General features: G+C 50.7%; 16 protein-coding genes and 5 tRNA genes. 13 read left to right on the top strand and 8 right to left on the bottom strand.

Translation table 11 applies throughout. From position 1 onward, the window contains the following. The first annotated feature begins 857 nt into the window (after positions 1-857). The 5 genes from J0X00_RS13820 to J0X00_RS13800 all read left to right on the top strand — a co-directional run bounded on the left by J0X00_RS13820 (position 858) and on the right by J0X00_RS13800 (position 1,401). Positions 858-933, top strand: a tRNA-Phe gene (locus J0X00_RS13820). A gap of 57 nt (positions 934-990) precedes the next feature. Further along, positions 991-1,066, top strand: a tRNA-Thr gene (locus tag J0X00_RS13815). 33 nt (positions 1,067-1,099) lie between these two features. Then, positions 1,100-1,175, top strand: a tRNA-Asn gene (locus J0X00_RS13810). 36 nt (positions 1,176-1,211) lie between these two features. Further along, positions 1,212-1,287 (top strand) — tRNA-Thr (locus tag J0X00_RS13805). A 38-nt stretch (positions 1,288-1,325) separates the two neighbouring features. Then, positions 1,326-1,401: transfer RNA gene (locus J0X00_RS13800), tRNA-Asn, on the top strand. Between the two features lie 539 nt (positions 1,402-1,940). Here J0X00_RS13800 and djlA read toward each other — a convergent pair. Next, complete coding sequence (gene djlA, locus J0X00_RS13795; RefSeq protein ID WP_136487575.1) at positions 1,941-2,792, bottom strand: co-chaperone DjlA; 852 nt, start codon at positions 2,790-2,792, stop codon at positions 1,941-1,943. 215 nt (positions 2,793-3,007) lie between these two features. Here djlA and lptD point away from each other — a divergent pair, with 215 nt between their 5' ends. From lptD to apaH, 6 genes are all read left to right on the top strand, one after another. Beyond that, positions 3,008-5,362: an LPS assembly protein LptD gene (gene lptD, locus J0X00_RS13790; RefSeq protein ID WP_136487576.1), complete on the top strand. Its 2,355-nt coding sequence runs from the start codon at positions 3,008-3,010 to the stop codon at positions 5,360-5,362. Positions 5,363-5,425: 63 nt separating this feature from the next. Beyond that, positions 5,426-6,721, top strand: coding sequence for a peptidylprolyl isomerase SurA (gene surA / locus J0X00_RS13785; protein ID WP_136487577.1), 1,296 nt, complete (start codon positions 5,426-5,428; stop codon positions 6,719-6,721). Then, positions 6,711-7,706: a 4-hydroxythreonine-4-phosphate dehydrogenase PdxA gene (pdxA, locus tag J0X00_RS13780; protein WP_136487578.1), complete on the top strand. Its 996-nt coding sequence runs from the start codon at positions 6,711-6,713 to the stop codon at positions 7,704-7,706. Before surA ends, pdxA begins: the two co-directional genes overlap by 11 nt. A 27-nt stretch (positions 7,707-7,733) precedes the next feature. Further along, a complete protein-coding gene (gene rsmA / locus J0X00_RS13775; protein WP_136487579.1) occupies positions 7,734-8,549 on the top strand; it encodes a 16S rRNA (adenine(1518)-N(6)/adenine(1519)-N(6))-dimethyltransferase RsmA in 816 nt (271 codons plus the stop codon). A 188-nt stretch (positions 8,550-8,737) separates the two neighbouring features. After that, on the top strand, positions 8,738-9,118 hold the full coding sequence (gene apaG, locus J0X00_RS13770) for a Co2+/Mg2+ efflux protein ApaG (protein WP_136487580.1): 381 nt from the start codon (positions 8,738-8,740) through the stop codon (positions 9,116-9,118). A gap of 10 nt (positions 9,119-9,128) precedes the next feature. Beyond that, positions 9,129-9,938, top strand: coding sequence for a bis(5'-nucleosyl)-tetraphosphatase (symmetrical) ApaH (apaH, locus tag J0X00_RS13765; protein ID WP_282478269.1), 810 nt, complete (start codon positions 9,129-9,131; stop codon positions 9,936-9,938). Between the two features lie 98 nt (positions 9,939-10,036). On the opposite strand, the gene folA is transcribed toward apaH, so the two are convergent. The 6 genes from folA to rplU form a co-directional block, all read right to left on the bottom strand. Further along, positions 10,037-10,519, bottom strand: a complete 483-nt coding sequence (gene folA, locus J0X00_RS13760; RefSeq protein ID WP_136487582.1) for a type 3 dihydrofolate reductase — start codon at positions 10,517-10,519, stop codon at positions 10,037-10,039. A gap of 13 nt (positions 10,520-10,532) precedes the next feature. Continuing rightward, complete coding sequence (locus tag J0X00_RS13755; protein ID WP_136487583.1) at positions 10,533-11,003, bottom strand: threonine/serine exporter family protein; 471 nt, start codon at positions 11,001-11,003, stop codon at positions 10,533-10,535. 1 nt (position 11,004) lies between these two features. Then, entirely contained in the window at positions 11,005-11,766 is a 762-nt protein-coding gene (locus J0X00_RS13750; protein WP_136487584.1) for a threonine/serine exporter family protein, read from the bottom strand. Positions 11,767-12,008: 242 nt separating this feature from the next. Beyond that, complete coding sequence (gene cgtA, locus J0X00_RS13745; RefSeq protein WP_282478268.1) at positions 12,009-13,184, bottom strand: Obg family GTPase CgtA; 1,176 nt, start codon at positions 13,182-13,184, stop codon at positions 12,009-12,011. 291 nt (positions 13,185-13,475) lie between these two features. Further along, positions 13,476-13,733, bottom strand: coding sequence for a 50S ribosomal protein L27 (gene rpmA / locus J0X00_RS13740; RefSeq protein ID WP_136487586.1), 258 nt, complete (start codon positions 13,731-13,733; stop codon positions 13,476-13,478). Positions 13,734-13,753: 20 nt separating this feature from the next. Continuing rightward, on the bottom strand, positions 13,754-14,065 hold the full coding sequence (gene rplU / locus J0X00_RS13735; protein ID WP_136487587.1) for a 50S ribosomal protein L21: 312 nt from the start codon (positions 14,063-14,065) through the stop codon (positions 13,754-13,756). Positions 14,066-14,336: 271 nt separating this feature from the next. Here rplU and ispB point away from each other — a divergent pair, with 271 nt between their 5' ends. After that, the gene (gene ispB / locus J0X00_RS13730) at positions 14,337-15,308 is read left to right on the top strand and encodes an octaprenyl diphosphate synthase (protein ID WP_136487588.1); all 972 of its coding nucleotides are present in this window, start codon (positions 14,337-14,339) and stop codon (positions 15,306-15,308) included. Between the two features lie 217 nt (positions 15,309-15,525). After that, complete coding sequence (locus J0X00_RS13725) at positions 15,526-16,719, top strand: ISL3 family transposase (protein WP_282476786.1); 1,194 nt, start codon at positions 15,526-15,528, stop codon at positions 16,717-16,719. A 143-nt stretch (positions 16,720-16,862) separates the two neighbouring features. On the opposite strand, the gene mdh is transcribed toward J0X00_RS13725, so the two are convergent. Continuing rightward, positions 16,863-17,798, bottom strand: a complete 936-nt coding sequence (mdh, locus tag J0X00_RS13720) for a malate dehydrogenase (RefSeq protein ID WP_282478267.1) — start codon at positions 17,796-17,798, stop codon at positions 16,863-16,865. Positions 17,799-17,905 lie beyond the last annotated feature (107 nt).

The following is a 17,905-nucleotide window of genomic DNA, read 5'->3' as shown; positions in this document are numbered from 1 at the left end:
TCGCAACCGAAGGTCGGCCCGTACAAGTCCTGACAGCGGGAACCTCTTTACAAAATCCAGTCTTCGGACTGGGTTTTTGCTTTTCTGGTCCAAAAAAACTGTGCGAAAATTCCATTTCTTTGTGAACGATGAATATGTCACAACCAGTAGGCTGGCCCGTACAAGTCCTGACAGCGGGAACCTCTTTACAAAATCCAGTCTTCGGACTGGGTTTTTGCTTTTCTGCAGTATGGGAAATTAAACACCTTTGTGAACGGTAGATATGTCGCAACCGAAGGTCGGCCCGTACAAGTCCTGACAGCGGGAACCTCTTTACAAAATCCAGTCTTCGGACTGGGTTTTTGCTTTTCTGCAGTATGGGAAATTAAACGCCTTTGTGAACGGTAGATATGTCGCAACCGAAGGTCGGCCCGTACCAGTCCTGACAGCGTGAACCTCTTTTAGAAAACCTAATTTCTTTACAAACCTAGCTTCGGACTGTTTTTTTGCTTTTGTGCGCAATCAACAGTGCCGTATGAGACATTAAACCGCTCCTGCCCGGTAACGGATAGCGCCCCGTATACTCACCAACAGCCGTAGTATTCAGTGCAAAAGATAGCCTCACAGCGTGAAGCTGCCGTTTAGTTTGATCCGCTTTGCCGAAAAAACACCCATTCCGAACTAACTATCTGGCAGCTAACAAGCCAGCGCCCTCGCCTGTCTCCCTGGCGCAACAGCTTTTAGGCCGCGGGATCTGGGCAAATAGTAGCTTCTGATGGATAAAAACAGGCCATTAAGTATAGAAAAACAACAAACGATATTTTTTTTGCATTTTACTGTTGACGGGAAATCGGAAAACTCGTTTAATACACCCCGTTGCCTCGATAGCTCAGTCGGTAGAGCAGAGGATTGAAAATCCTCGTGTCGGTGGTTCGATTCCGCCTCGAGGCACCATATTTTAGAATGTTGGTGTACATCACGAGCATGCAACAAAACATAAAGATTCGGTGTGCCGACTTAGCTCAGTAGGTAGAGCAACTGACTTGTAATCAGTAGGTCACCAGTTCGATTCCGGTAGTCGGCACCATTCTTTACAAGACCTTGAGTCTTAAAAATCTGTTCCCCCTTAGTTCAGTCGGTAGAACGGCGGACTGTTAATCCGTATGTCGCAAGTTCAAGTCTTGCAGGGGGAGCCACTTTTCCTCAATGAGCTTTAATAGCTGATTGAAAAGGCCGACTTAGCTCAGTAGGTAGAGCAACTGACTTGTAATCAGTAGGTCACCAGTTCGATTCCGGTAGTCGGCACCATTGTTTTGACAATAGCAAAACAGTGAACAACAAATAATTCCCCCTTAGTTCAGTCGGTAGAACGGCGGACTGTTAATCCGTATGTCGCAAGTTCAAGTCTTGCAGGGGGAGCCACTTTAGAAAACCCAGTCTTCGGACTGGGTTTTTGCTTTTCTGGTATATGGAAAATTCTTCATTTGTGAACGGTAGATATGTCGCAACCGAAGGTCGGCCCGTACAAGTCTTGACAGCGGGAGCCACTTTAGAAAACCCAGTCTTCGGACTAGGTTTTTGCTTTTCTGGTCCAAAAAAACTGTGCGAAAATTCCATTTCTTTGTGAACGATGAATATGTCGCAACCAGTAGGCTGGCCCGTACAAGTCCTGACAGCGTGAACCACTTTTAGAAAACCCAGTCTTCGGACTGGGTTTTTGCTTTTCTGGTATATGGAAAATTCTTCATTTGTGAACGGTAGATATGTCGCAACCGAAGGTCGGCCCGTACAAGTCCTGACAGCGGGAGCCACTTTAGAAAACCTAATTTCTTTACAAACATAGCTTCGGACTGGTTTTTTGCTTTTCTGGCCCCCACCCTGCCTGACAGACTGACCAGCCGGCAAACTGCACAGGTAAAAAAGGCAAGCCGCAGCTTGCCTTGTGCTTGAGCACGCTCAGATTACTTGATGCCTTTTTCCTTTTTGATCAAGTCATAGGCATGCTGGATTTCCTGCGATTTCTCTTTGGCGACGTTCATCATCTCCGGCGGCAGGCCTTTGGCCATCAGTTTATCCGGATGATGCTCGTTCATCAGTTTACGGTAAGCGCGCTTGATTTCTTTCGCGTCGGAATTTTCATCCACCCCGAGTACCGAATACGCATCGGCCAGACGGTCGCGGCTTGACGTTTGCTGCCACTGGCCGCCTGAGTAGTGTTGCTGCCCCTGTCCACCAGCGCCACCTTGCTGGAAACGAAACGCCGCTTCCTGCATACGCAGGCGACGCTCTAGCTGGTCAGCCGAAAAACCTAATATCTGAGCAACACGGTGCAGCACATCGCGCTCACTCGGATGCAGATCGCCGTCGGCAAAAGCGGCTGAGATTTGCAACTCGAGGAAAAACTGCAGCAGGTCAAAACGGCCGCCGGACGAAATGCGTACTTTTTCCAGTACCCGGTCAAGCGGGAAATCGGCATCTTTACCGTCACGAAACGCGTCCTGCGCTGCACGGCGCTGGTCGCCATGCAGGTTCATGCGATCCATCATGACACTGGCCAGTTGAATCTCTTGTTTGGTGACCTGGCCTTTCGCTTTGGCCACATGGCCCATCACAGCAAAGGCCGCTTTAAAGAATTCTTCCTGCCGTTCCGCCTGGCTCGGACCGGAACCAAACCCGCCGGAACTGAAGCCGGCACGGCTCATACGACGGGCTTTATCAAACTGATGCCCAATAAACAGGCCAAAGATTGCGCCTAGCGGACCGCCAAACAGGAGGCCGAAGAAAGCGCCAAGAATTTTGCCAAAAATATGCATTATGTGCTCTCAATCTATGAATTTTTTAGGTGTGCCGTGGTCTGATAGTGCCGGGAGCGTGAAATTCCTTTATGATAAGGAACGGTTTTTATTATACCCAAGTCATCTCATCGGCTGTGTCACAGCCAGGTTCAGGATGAATTTACATACAGGTGCTTGGGTGTATCATCTCCCAATATCGGACTTAAACAATTTCAACAGGATAGTACAATTCGATGTCACGTTTTTCCCGCACGTTTTTAGCCGCTTCGATTAGCGCCGCGCTCTTTGCGCCTCAGACTCAAGCAGACGCTACGGTGGATGACAGTGTGCAGGAACTGCCCACTATCGATCAATGCCTGGTGGATAAACCAGCAGCAGAGAATTCCGCCCAACAGCCTATCAATGTCGAAGCGGATAAGCTAGAAGCAATTAATGGCGATCGCGCCACCTACTCCGGCCATGTTGTTGTCATTCAGGGTAATAAGCAGATTCAGGCTGACAATGTGACCCTGCACCAGAAAGAGAACCTGGTGGTGGCTGAAGGTAATGTGAATTTCAGTGACGGCCAGGTCAGAGCGCGCTCAGATAAAGCCACCAATGATCTGACCAATGATCAGATGACACTGGAGAACACGGAATACAAATTCCTGTGTGAGCCAGGCCGTGGTAATGCAGCCTATATCTCCAAGACAGGTAAAGCGGTATACGAGATTGAAGATGGCTCGATTACCTCCTGTCCGGAAGATGATAATGCCTGGCGCCTGAGAGCCTCGGGGATTCATGTCGACCAGGATGAGGAACAGGCCACCTTCTATAACCCGCGTCTGGAAGTGCTCGACGTGCCGGTGTTTTACTTCCCGTACCTGACCGTGCCGATTGGTGATACCCGTAAAACCGGCTTCCTGTATCCGACCGTTTCTTACGGTTCGCGCGACGGTTTCGAACTGGAAGTACCATTCTACTGGAACCTGGCACCGCAGTACGATCTGGAAACCACCCTGCACTATATGGACAAGCGCGGTACTCAGCTCAACAGTATCTTCCGCTACCTGACTGATTTTGGTCAGGGCAGCCTCAAATCTGAGTTTTTGCCGGATGATGATCTGAACCCGGATCTGGGTAAGCGCTGGGCATTCCAGTATCAGCACAGCGGCATTTATGACCAGTCATGGAAATTCGATTTCGATTACTCCAAAGTCAGCGATATTAACTACTTCTCTGATCTGAGCTCGTCGATCGGTAACCGTGAAGACGGTCAGCTGATTCAGGAAGGTGAAGTTGCCTACCGCAGCCAGAACTGGGACAGCGCCATCCGGGTACGCCAATTCCAGCTGCTGCTGGATGATAACAACAGCACCCAGCAGCCTTATCGTCTGATGCCGCAACTGGCGTTTAACTACTACTCACCTCAGGCCCTGCGTTACATGGATCTGGACTTTAAATCGCATATTTCGCGTTTTGAGACCGATGCCAACGGCCGTCCTTCTGCGACCCGGGTACATATCGAACCAGGCATGCAAATCCCGATTGCCACCACCTGGGGCACCTGGACCACAGAAGCGCGCGTACTGGGCACTTACTACCAGCAAGATCTGGACGACGTCGATATGACCGACTCCGATAACCGCGATCTGGAAGAGAGCGTGACCCGCGTCATTCCTGAATTCCGCACTCACGCCGGTATCGTGCTGGAACGAAATACCAAGATCTTTGACAGCTACACCCAGACCCTGGAACCACAGATCCAGTACCTGTATGTACCTAAAAAAGACCAGAGCAATATCGCCCTGTATGACACTACCCTGCTGCAAACCGACTACTACGGTCTGTTCCGCAGCCGCAAATACAGCAACATCGACCGTGTCGCCGCGGCGAACCAGCTAAGCTACGGCGCTTCCACCCGTTTCTTCGACGATGCGTATAAAGAGCGCCTCAATATCTCGTTCGGTCAGATTTTCTATATCGACAAAGATTTGAAAGTCCGCTCCACAGCATCGGATGAAGAGACGGAGTCGAACTACTCGGCCTGGGCTGTGGAAATGGATTTCAACTACGATGACTTCCTGTTTTACCACGGCGGCGTGCAGTATGACGTCGATACCAGCTCCATGCAGCTCGCCAACAGTACGCTGGAATACCGGTTTGATGGTGGTTTCATCCAGACCAACTACCGTTATGTGCCAAAAGAGTACATTCAGGAAACCGTGGACTTTGATGTCTCCAACATTACTGAAGACGGTATTTCTCAGGCCGGTCTGCTGGCCAGCTACCAGCTGTCACGCAAATGGAGTTTCAGCGGCCAGTACTTCTATGATCTGACCACAGATCAGGCGCTGGAGTGGCTGGCGGGCTTCCGCTATACCTCTGACTGCTGGTACATGGGTTTCAACTACAGCAACCAGCTTAAGGGCTGGAACCAGACCCTTAGCGACGGTTATGACAACTTTGGCGATCCTGATTATGAGAACAACTTCAGCTTCAATATCGGCATTATCGGCTTTGGTACCAGTGTTGGTTCCGACTCTGATCTGCTGAGCAGCAGTGATAACTCTCTGGGATACGGTCGTCCGTTCTTCCTGAATAACTGAGTCTCTGAGTCACGAACAGACAGGCCTGCCCAAGGCAGGCCTTTGCAATAGATAGGACATGTAATGAAATTGTGGAAACACACCCTACTGACGCTTGTCGGGCTACTTACTATCGGTACTGCGCAGGCACAGCCGGTTGAAATGGACCGCGTCGCTGTCGTCGTCAATGACGGCGTTATTTTACAAAGTGATGTGGATGCCGCCATGCTGACCGTTCAGGCCAATGCCAAACAAAACGGTCGTTCACTGCCGGCGCAGGATGTGCTGCGTGAGCAGGTGGTGGAAAAACTGATCATTGATACCCTGCAACAGCAGGAAGCGGATCGGATCGGGGTACGCATCGATGATGAACGCCTTAATCAGGCCATCAACGATATCGCACGGGATAACAAACAGACTCCTGAGCAGCTGCGCGCGGCTGTGGCAGAACAAGGCCTGACCTACGCCGAATTCCGCGAACAGATCCGTAAAGAGATGTCCGCCAGTGAAGCGCGTAATGCACTGGTGCGCCGCCGCATCAACATTCTGCCGGCTGAAGTCGATACCCTAGCCGAGATCCTGGCCCAGGAAACCAATGCCACTGTGCAGTACAAAATCAGCCACATCCAGCTACGCTTCAATGACGGGCAGGATAAAGCAGATGTCGAAGCTCAGGCCAAGAAACTGGTCCAGGAGCTGAACGATGGCGCTGACTTCAGTAAAATGGCCAGCACCTACTCAAAGGGCCCGAAAGCGCTCGAAGGCGGTGACTGGGGCTGGATGCGCAAAGAAGAGATGCCAACCATCTTCGCTGACCAGATTAAAATGCAGAACAAAGGCACTATTATTGGTCCGTTCCGCAGCGGTGTCGGTTTCCACATCCTCAAAATTGATGATGTCAAAGGTCTGGAGACCGTGGCCGTGACTGAAGTCAATGCCCGCCATATCCTGATTAAGCCGACCATTATCCTCAGTGATGAAGGCGCTCAGAAGCAGCTCAATGACTTCATTCGCCGTATTAATAACGGTGAAGCGACCTTTGCTGAACTGGCACGTCAGTACAGCCAGGACCCGGGTTCAGCGGCACAAAATGGTGAACTGGGTTATCAGACCCCTGACCTGTATGTACCGGAATTTAAACACCAGGTAGAAACCCTGCCAGTGGGGCAAATCAGTAAGCCATTTAAAACCGTGCACGGCTGGCATATTGTCGAAGTGATGGATCGCCGCGAAGTTGACCGTACCGACTCCGCACTGAAAAACAAAGCGTACCGAATTCTGTTCAACCGTAAGTTCAATGAAGAAGCCAGCGCCTGGCTGCAGGAGCTACGTGCCGGTGCTTTCGTTGAAGTACTCAAGGACAACGAAGATGACAATTAAACGCATCGTCGTCACCGCCGGAGAACCGGCGGGCATTGGCCCGGATCTGGTGTTGGCACTGTCGCAGGAAGACTGGTCGCATCAACTGGTGGTGTGTGCCGACAAATCGGTGCTGGCTGAACGCGCCAAACTGCTCGGCCTTGATGTCACCTTATTAGACTACGATGCTGCAGCACCGGCCTCTGCGCAGCGTGCCGGCACCCTGGTAGTGGATCACATCGCGATCAGCAAACCTGTGGTTGCCGGTCAGCTCAATGAAGCCAACGGCCGCTACGTATTAAATACGCTAGAAAGAGCCGCTGCAGGCTGTATGAATGATGAATTTGATGCTATTGTCACCGGCCCCGTGCATAAAGGGGTGATCAACCGGGCTGGCGTTGCATTCAGCGGCCACACCGAGTTCTTTGCTGAGCAGTCCAATACCCCTCTGGTGGTGATGATGCTGGCAACAGAAGGGCTGCGGGTTGCACTGGTCACGACCCATATTCCATTGGCTTATGTGTCTAAAGCGGTAACCAGTGAGCGCCTGGAAAAGATCATTCATATTCTCCACAAGGATTTGGTCGAGAAATTTGCGATTGAGCAGCCGAACATTTATGTTTGCGGCCTCAATCCGCATGCCGGGGAAGATGGTGTACTGGGTCATGAAGAGATCGACACCATCACACCAACCCTGGAAAAATTGCGTCAGCAAGATGGTATCAATCTGATCGGTCCGTTACCGGCCGATACCATCTTCAGCGAAAAATATTTGCAGCATGCAGATGCTGTTCTGGGCATGTACCACGATCAGGTGCTGCCGGTACTGAAATACAAAGGCTTTGGCCGCTCGGTAAACATTACCCTTGGCCTGCCGTTTATTCGGACTTCGGTTGACCACGGTACGGCGCTTGACCTGGCAGGTACAGGCAGCGCAGACGTCGGCAGCTTCAGAACAGCCCTTGCGCAAGCGATTGAATTAGTAGACAAGAAGAAGGCTTCTTGACGACAGTAGAAGAATATTGAGAACACTATGAGAAACGATGTCCATTTAGGACACAAAGCGCGTAAACGTTTTGGTCAGAACTTTCTGAACGATCCATACATCATTGATGGCATCGTATCAGCCATTAACCCTCGTCCGGGACAAAACCTGGTTGAGATCGGTCCTGGTCTGGGTGCCATCACCGAGCCGGTCGGCCGTGAAGTGGATAAGTTCACCGTGATTGAGCTTGACCGTGACCTGGCTGAGCGCCTGCGTAACCATCCGGATCTGGCTGACAAGCTGACCATCCATGAAGGCGATGCAATGCGCTTTGATTTTACCCAGCTGGTGAAGCCGGGTAACAAGCTGCGCATTTTTGGTAACCTGCCGTACAACATCTCTACCCCGTTGATGTTCCACCTGTTTGAATATCATAAAGATGTGCAGGACATGCACTTTATGCTGCAAAAAGAGGTGGTTAACCGCCTGGCAGCAGGTCCGGGCAGCAAGGCTTACGGTCGGCTGACCGTGATGGCGCAATACTACTGCAAAGTGGTTCCAGTACTGGAAGTGCCGCCGACTGCATTTGTGCCGCCACCGAAAGTCGACTCAGCCGTAGTCCGCCTGGTGCCTTACGAGGTTCTGCCACACCCGACGACCAGCCTGAAGTGGCTGGACCGCGTGGTACGTGAGGGCTTTAACCAGCGCCGTAAAACGGTACGTAACTGCTACAAAGGTCTGCTGGAACTGGAAGTACTGGAAGAGCTGGGTGTCAACCCGACCATGCGTCCGGAAAACCTGACCCTGCAGCAATTCGTTGCCATGGCCAACTGGCTTGACGCCAACCACGGCCAGCAGGCATAAACAGAAAGGATGACCCTAACGGTCATCCTTTTTTGCATTCTTGCCCGCTTGAGTAATTTGTTCCCTTTCGTTGTTTCGTGTCCGGTATGCCTTTATGAGCGCATCTTGTCAGGTTATGTTTGCGTAACGGTGGTCATCTTCCATATCCTGCGGTAATGTCGACACAGCGATTCGGAAAAGGAGTTTTTATGGATACTGCCACGCCCTGTATTAAGGTACAGGTTCATACCAAATACATACCTGAGCAATCCACCCCGGAACAACAGCGCTATGTTTTCGCCTATTTGATCACGATAAAGAATCTCAGTAACCAAACCGTGCAGTTGATCAGTCGCCGCTGGTTGATTACCGATGCCAACGGCAAACAGATGACAGTCGAAGGCGATGGCGTGGTTGGCGAACAGCCGTTTATCCCCGGTCATGATGAATATACCTACAGCAGCGGTACAGCCCTGGAGACTCCGGTCGGCGTGATGCAGGGCCACTACATCATGCACGATGAAGAGGGTAAACAGTTTATCGCGGAAATTGAGCCATTCCGGCTTGCCGTCCCTCATGTACTGAATTAAAGGATACGGCGTGGCCAATTATATTGTCGGTGATATCCAGGGCTGCCTGGATGAATTACAGCTGCTGCTGCAACAAGCCCAGTTCTCTGCCGAGCAGGATACCTTATGGGTCGCCGGTGACCTGGTGGCGCGCGGGCCAAAATCGCTCGAAACATTGCGTTTTATCCGCGATCTCGGCACGGCCGCTAAAGTCGTACTGGGGAATCACGATTTGCACCTGTTGGCGGTCGCCAACGGTATCCACCCGGTCAAAAAGAAAGACAAGACCGAGCCGATTTTCGCCGCACCGGACGGGCCTGAGCTGCTGCAATGGCTACGTCGTCAGCCGCTGCTACAGGAACATGATGAGTTTGTCGTTGCCCACGCCGGCATTTCACCGATGTGGGATCTAGCGACTGCCAGAGCGGCAGCGGAGGAAATCAGCGTCCTGCTCAGCGGTGAGCGCTGGTTGTGGCTGATTGAAAACATGTACAGCAATATGCCGGATCAGTGGAGCGCGGATTTAAAAGGTATTGATCGCTACCGCTATATCATCAACAGTTACACCCGGATGCGCTTCTGCCATCCCGACGGCAAACTGGATATGAAATGCAAGTTACCGCCGGATCAGGTCAGCCGTAAAAAGCTGCTGCCATGGTTTGAGCTCAAACAGCGGGTCGCGCTGGATAAAACCGTATTATTCGGCCACTGGGCCGCGCTGGAAGGCTATCGCAGCAAGCAAATCATCGGCCTGGATACCGGCTGTGTCTGGGGCGGAACTCTGACTATGCTGCGCTGGGAAGATAAACGTTATTTTGCAGTTGAGGCGTTGCAGTACTGACCTGCAGCAACCTTGCGGTAGCAAATAAAAACTCGTCATAACGACGAGTTTTTATTTTAGTGCTTACGCCCAGTTTCCGGTGCCGCAGGATTTGGACTCTAGATTTTCTCAAGCACAACAAAATCCATATCGTACTGGTTTTTTTCATCGGCACGGTAGTGCTCACGATGAGTTTCTGTCCAGTCGTTGCCCCATTGCGGGAAACGAGTATCACCATCGAGCTCTGCAGCAATGTATGTCAGATAAAGCTTATCGGCCTGGGGCAGACACGCCTGGTAAATACTACCGCCACCAATGATCATGACTTCTTCGGCACTGCCGGCCAGCTCCAGCGCAGCGGCAATTGAAGTCACCACATCCACGCCGTCAATCTTCAGTTCAGGATCGCGGCTGATAACAATGTTCTGCCGACCCGGCAGCGGGCGACCGATTGATGCGTAAGTCTTACGCCCCATCACGACCGGCTTACCCATAGTACAACGTTTAAACCAGACAAAATCAGCGGGAAGATGCCACGGCATCTCATTGTCTTTACCTATAACTCTGTCGCTTGCCATCGCGGCAATCATACTGATGATCATCAATTTCTTCCTGTTAAACAATCGGCTTGCGGCGATAGAATAACAGCCCCGGCACAGCAAGACCAACCGCAAGACCGGCAATGATGAACATCGCTTTAAGAAAGTTCTCAAGCAGGGTTTCCAGCAGCTCCGGATTAAAGCCGAGATGGTTGATCTCCACCATGGCGATCATCGCCCGGTACGCAAATACGCCCGGCACCATAGGGATCAGGGCCGCAACAGTAAACACTTTCGGGTGCGCAAGAAATTTGTGCGACCAGTGCACGCCAATCATACCCACGATAGTAGCGGCGAAAAATGTCGCCCATTCAATCGGAATGCCAAAATGCATCATGATAAAGCGTGAGCCATGCCCTATCGCTCCGCCCAGCGCGCAATATTTGAGTGCCCGCACCGGTACGTTAAACACCAGCGCAAAGCCGACCGCTGGAATGGCGGCAAAAAACATATCGTTAATCAGTCCGAGTAACAGTTGCCAGTTCATCTTACCACCCCCAGATTCCGGTAATACTCATCGCGGCTATAATGCCAAGACAGGTCGACAGCGTCAGCAGACTGGCCATCACAAAACGGGCAATACCGATATCGATGTACCCCTTAAGCATATCTGCCACCGAATTGATCAGCGGGAAACCCGGCACCAGCATCAGCACAGAAGATGCCATCACCAGAGTCGGGTTATTGCCGAGCTGAAAGTTCACCGCCTGGGCGGAAATCACTGAAGTGACAAAAGCGGTCGCGGCAAAGTTAAGCAGCGGATTGAAATGACGATGGCCGATCTCCTGACGTACTGTCATACCGACCGCAGAGGCAATAAAGGTGATGGCAAACACGGTCCAGTCACCACCGGCCAGGCGGCTGAATGCCGCACACGACAAACCGATCATCACGACCACCACCCAGCGGTTGTAGCGCTCTGGGCTGATCTGATTCAGCTTTTTTTGTGCCATGTTATGATCCAGCAAGCCACGCTCGATCATAATGCAGATGCGCTGGATCTCCGTCACTGCCCGCATGTTAATTCCGCGATCCGCGCAGCGGCGGGTCGTGGTAATACAGTGGCCCTGTTGTACTGTGGTAACCACCAATGAACTGGCTGATAACGAGACTTCCACCTCGCTCATGCCACACGCCAGCCCGATGCGGCGCATAATATCCCCAACCAGGGTACTTTCCGCTCCATGAGCCAGCAGCATTTGTCCGGCCTGAGCAATCAAACGAGAAATACTTCTCTGTTGCGAGGTCATGATCCCTTTCCTAAACGTCAACTTACTTAAAATAAAACCCGCCAAACCGATGGCGGCAACAGGCTGCCAACCACACCGTAACCCAAGCGGTACTCGCAATGGTGCCCGGCGCGCAGGTTACAGTGTGCATGAAAAAAGCGCTTGGAAATATGATTTAGATACAAAAAAGCCGCAATTTCCATTGCGGCTCTGAATTGAGAGTTTTTTGCCTGATACGCGCAAAATCTCAGAATTTAGTCCGATTATTCACGCACATAGATGACGTGACCATCGTCTTCTTCGTCATCCCAGTCATCCCAGTCGTCGTCATCATCTTCGGTGATCACGTTACGACCAGCCATGGCGTCTTTGTGGTAATCATCCCACATAAACTCGACTTTCTGCTCTTCGCTCAGCTCTTCTTCGGCGCGCGGCAGAGTTTCCATGAAGTCAGCCAGCTCGCGACAAAGTTCAGCCGTACCTTGTTTGTTGACCGCTGAAACCTTGAAGTAAGGGCCTTCCCACGCGAGCGCTTCTAAGATCTCCTGGATCTTTTCATCCGCTTCTTGTTCCAGCATCAGATCCGCTTTATTGAACACCAACCAAACAGGCTTCTTGGCCAGCTTTTCGCTATACTGCTCCAGCTCATCCATAATGGTCAGCGCGTTTTGGGCTGGTTCACTTCCATCGATAGGTAAAATATCGATCATGTGCAATAGCACGCGACAACGCTCAAGGTGTTTGAGGAAACGAATCCCCAGACCGGCACCTTCAGCAGCACCTTCGATCAGCCCTGGAATGTCAGCAACCACAAAGCTTTTCTCAGGTACTACACTCACGACACCCAGACTTGGGATCAAGGTGGTAAACGGATAATCCGCTACCTTTGGCTTCGCTGCTGACACAGAACGAATAAAGGTTGATTTACCTGCGTTCGGCAGGCCCAGCATACCGACATCAGCCAGCAGCAGCAGCTCAAGACGCAGTTCACGAACCTCACCTTTGGTACCCATAGTCTTTTGACGTGGCGCGCGGTTTACCGACGATTTAAAACGGGTGTTACCCAGACCGTGCCAGCCACCTTTGGCAATCATGACTTTCTTGCCATGCTCAGCCACTTCACCGACAATCTCATTGGTATGAATATCTACCGCACGAGTCCCAACCGGCACTTTCAGCGTAATGTCTTTACCGCGTTTACCGGTACAGTTACCGCCGCTACCATTTTGACCACGTTCTGCCGCGTAGAAACGCTGAAAACGATAGTCAACCAGTGTGTTTAAGTTCTCATCAGCCTGGATGTAGACATCGCCGCCGTCGCCGCCGTCGCCGCCGTCAGGGCCACCTTTCGTTACGAATTTTTCACGCCAAAAGCTCACGACACCGTTACCGCCATCGCCTGCTTCGACTTTAATTACCGCTTCATCAACGAATTTCATTACTTACTCCGCATTACTTGCGTTGCAATATCACCGCGTTGCCATCCAAACCTGCTGCGACAACTGATTGTCGCCACTTAAGCCTGCGCTATGCCAATGATATAAATTTTAGCAGAAGTTTGCGTGACCCAGGATCGCGCCCCCTCTGCTTGGGAACAGATAACAAGCCGCTCTGCAATGACGCTACCTGAGGTAACACTCGGCAGGGCCTCTTGTTATTGGCTCTTCTCTCCAGATAAATAAAAAACCCCACCTAACGGCAGGGCTTTTAAATTCATCGAGAAACTAAACTTATTCAGCGTCGATGCTAACGAATTTACGGTTTTTAGGACCTTTCACTTCGAATTTCACTTTACCGTCAGATAGAGCGAACAGAGTGTGGTCTTTACCGATACCTACGTTAGTACCAGCGTGGAACTTAGTGCCACGTTGACGAACGATGATGTTACCTGCAAGTACAGATTCACCGCCGAAACGTTTTACACCAAGGCGTTTACTTTCAGAATCGCGGCCGTTACGAGTAGAACCACCAGCTTTTTTGTGTGCCATTGTTAAACTCTCCTAATAACTTAAGCGTTGATACCAGTGATTTTCACTTCTGTGAACCACTGACGGTGACCTTGTTGCTTACGAGAGTGCTTACGACGACGGAACTTAACGATTTTAACTTTATCGCCACGACCGTGCTGTACAACTTCAGCAGTCACTTTACCGCCCTCTACCAGAGGAGCGCCAACTTGGATTTCTTCACCGTTAGCAACCAGCAGAACTTTATCAAATTCTACAGTTGCGCCAGTTTCAACGTCTAATTTCTCTAAACGAAGAGTTTGACCTTCGCTTACACGGTGTTGTTTACCACCAGATTGGAAAACAGCGTACATATTTTACTCCGCTCTTTCCGCACAGCCAATGCTTACATTTTGAGCAATAAGGGTGTGCGCTAAACTAATCATCAATAGGGCGCAGATTCTACGTGAATGACGACCCTATGACAAGCCATATTTGAAAAAAATTGGCGAAAAGCTAATCGCCAAATAAAAGTGCGCCAATCATGCCCTTAAGCCATGTATTAATCAACGTTTTTTAGTGTATTATTGCCGCATTCTTGAAGAACCAAATGCCTTACAAGTTCTAACTTCAGCCGGATGTACAATGGATTTTAAAGCTATCCAAACGCTTACTGCCGATGACATGGCAAAAGTGAATGAAACAATTCAAGCGCAGCTCAACTCTGACGTTTCTTTAATCAACCAACTTGGCTTTTATATCGTCAATAGCGGTGGCAAGCGTCTGCGTCCGCTGCTGGCGGTTTTATCGGCCAGAGCGCTCGGTTATCAGGGCCAGGGTCATACCCTCGCTGCTGCGTTTATTGAATTTACCCATACCGCCACACTGCTGCACGATGACGTGGTCGATGAATCGGACATGCGCCGCGGCAAAGCGACGGCCAACGCTGCGTTTGGTAATGCGTCCAGTATACTGGTCGGCGATTACATTTATACCCGCTCGTTCCAGATGATGGTGGAGCTTGGATCGATGAAGATCCTGCAGCTGATGAGTGAAGCGGTTAACGTGATTGCAGAAGGTGAAGTTCAGCAATTAATGAACTGTAATGATCCGGACACCAGCGAAGAGAGCTACATGCAGGTCATCTACTCCAAGACTGCCCGCTTGTTTGAAGCCGCTACTCAGATTGGTGCAATCTTAAACGATGCGCCAGCGCCTATTGAAATGGCCCTGCAAAATTACGGTAAATATCTTGGCACCGCATTCCAGCTCATCGACGATGTGATGGACTACACTGCCGACGGTAAAGAGATGGGCAAAAACGTCGGTGACGACCTGGCAGAAGGAAAACCGACCCTGCCACTGCTGCATGCGATGCGGAACGGCACACCGGAGCAGGAAGCGATGATCCGTGAAGCGATCGAACAGGCCAACGGCATGGATCGTTTAGATGACATTCTCGCGGCAATGGATCAGGCCGGCTCGCTGGCATACACCGTTAAGAAAGCGCAGGACGAAGCCGATAAGGCGATTGCAGAGCTGGATGCGATTCCGGACAGCGAATACAAACAAGCGCTGATTACCCTGGCTCATATGGCGGTACACCGCAGTAAATAGGCCGGCGTCCCCACGCCCAGCGACTCGTCGCGCGACAGTCATAATTCGTCCTCAATGTGTAAACACATATCAGGACGAGACACCGCAAACAATAAAGCCTCGCACCCAGCGAGGCTTTTTTGTGGTTCATCGCGGATTAGCGGGAACTTAAAACAAAAACGGTAGTAAGTGATAAGGTTACATCGCCAAACACAACCTTACACAAACTACCGTTTTCATGCCGAATCATACTTTCCTATCATCGTTCTGGGAAGGCTTTCATGTCGTAAAGTCTGTACAAACGTCTTCTCTCATCACGATTACTCTCCAACCCAGCACAACTGCTCGATGTTCATGTGGGCAACATGTTCAAGCCATACATGATTATCAGTGGCGCACGATTAAGGAAGCGATGATTCTCGGCGTACCCGTCGAGCTATCCCTACAAACAAGGCGTATCAAGTGCCCTGACTGCGGTATCAAAACCGAATCTATTTCTTGGCTTGAACCTTTTGCTCGCCTGACTAACCGCTTAAGAAGTTACATTGAGCAGTTGTTGCCTCTTCTTCCTATCAAACATATTGCCCAGATGACGGGGGTTCATTGGCATACGATTAAGGCGATAGATAAGCGTCGGCTGCAACATGTGGTGCCAGAGGTTAACTGGGCAGAGCTGAGACAACTGGTCATGGATGAGTTTGCTCTCTTCAAGGGACATCGTTATGCCACTGTTATCGCGGATGCTAAGACGCATCAAGTGCTTTGGATAGGCGTCGGACGCAGCCGAAAAGATATCCGTCCCTTCTTTGAATTACTCGGTGAGCATAGCCAGAACATAGAAGCGGTTGCAATGGATATGAATACGGCTTTCGACTTTGAAGTGCAGCAACATTGTCCTAACGCCCGCATTGTGTACGACTTATTCCACGTGGTCGCCAAATTTGGCCGGGAAGTGATGGATAGAGTCAGAGTTGACCAAGCTAATCAACTCAAACAGGACAAGAAAACGCGCCAATGGGTGAAACGTTCACGCTGGGTTCTCCTCAAAAACAGAGCTAATTTAGACGGTAAGCAGGAGAGCTATCTGAGTGAGATACTGAGCATGAACAAGGACTTAATGGTGACGTATTTACTTGGCTCTCAGCTTAAAGAGTTATGGAGGTGCCAGTCGGAAAGAGAAGCGGAAGACTTATGGGACGTATGGTGGGAGCAAGTTCAAGAAAGCGGGATCAAGCCGCTTATGGACTTCGCGAGAAAGCTCAAACCGTATCTTCATGGCATCGTTGCTTCTGCAAGCTACCCACTCAATACCTGTACGCTCGAAGGGATAAACAACAAAATAAAGTTAATCAAACGAATGGGCTACGGTTACCGAGATATCGATTACTTTTTTTTAAAGATAAAAGCGGCTTTCCCCGGAAAGCCGCGATGAACCTTTTTTGTTACGTAACCGGACCGACCGTATCAGTTGCATAGCTTGCCCATAATCAACCGCAGCGCGCATAAAAAAACCGCTCGTCACAAGAGCGGCTTTTATGTGATTTGTCGGCAGGGCTGAGCGATCAGCCAGACGATTTACTTAACGAAATCAACACCGATTTGGATATCACCTTTCAGGGTGTCCAGCATGCCTTCCAGTGCGTCCTGCTCGAACGCGCTCAGCGCGCCGTAGCTCAGCACTTCTTCGATACCCTCTTTACCCAGCTTGACTGGTTGAGCAAAGAAAGAGGCATGTTCACCATCACCTTCGACATACGCATACTCGATAACCGCTTCATCGCCCTGCAGCGCTTTGACCAGCGACAGACCAAAACGACATGCAGCCTGACCCATCGACAGCGTTGCCGAGCCGCCACCCGCTTTCGCTTCTACCACTTCAGTACCCGCGTTCTGGATACGCTTGGTCAGTGCCGCCACTTCTTCATCGCTGAACTCAACGCCCTCTACTTGTGACAGCAGCGGCAGGATAGTCACACCTGAGTGACCACCAATCACAGGCACACGGATCTGGCCTGGATCTTTGTCTTTCAGTTCTGCAACGAAAGTTTCTGCGCGGATCACGTCCAGCGTCGTGATACCAAACAATTTGCGTTTGTTGTAAACACCGGCTTTTTTCAGCACTTCGGCCGCGATTGGCACAGTGGTGTTGACCGGGTTAGTGATGATACCGATGCACGCATTCGGACAAACTAAGGCGATACGCTCAGCCAGAGACTTAACGATACCCGCGTTAACATTGAAAAGATCCGCACGATCCATGCCCGGTTTACGTGCGACACCCGCAGAGATCAAGACTACGTCGGCACCATCCAGCGCAGGGGTTGGATCTTCACCAGAGTAACCTTTGATCGAAACCGGAGTCGGAATGTGGCTTAAATCAGCCGCTACGCCTGGCGTTACCGGTGCAATGTCATATAGAGCCAGATCACTACCGGCAGGAAGACGGTTTTTCAGTAACAGAGCGAGGGCTTGACCGATGCCGCCTGCGGCACCAATAACAGCGACTTTCATCGTAGTTCTCCTTGAGAGTGAATCTTCTTATAAGTTTTTAAATATTATGTAGGGTGGTGTTGTCTATCTTTTATCCAACCCTGAAAAAGCTATAGCAATCACAAAGT

This window comes from Vibrio sp. ABG19 (assembly GCF_029962385.1).
GTDB lineage: Bacteria > Pseudomonadota > Gammaproteobacteria > Enterobacterales > Vibrionaceae > Vibrio > Vibrio ostreae.
Note: the sequence above shows the minus strand (reverse complement) of the source record. Positions and strands in the feature narration are given on the sequence as shown.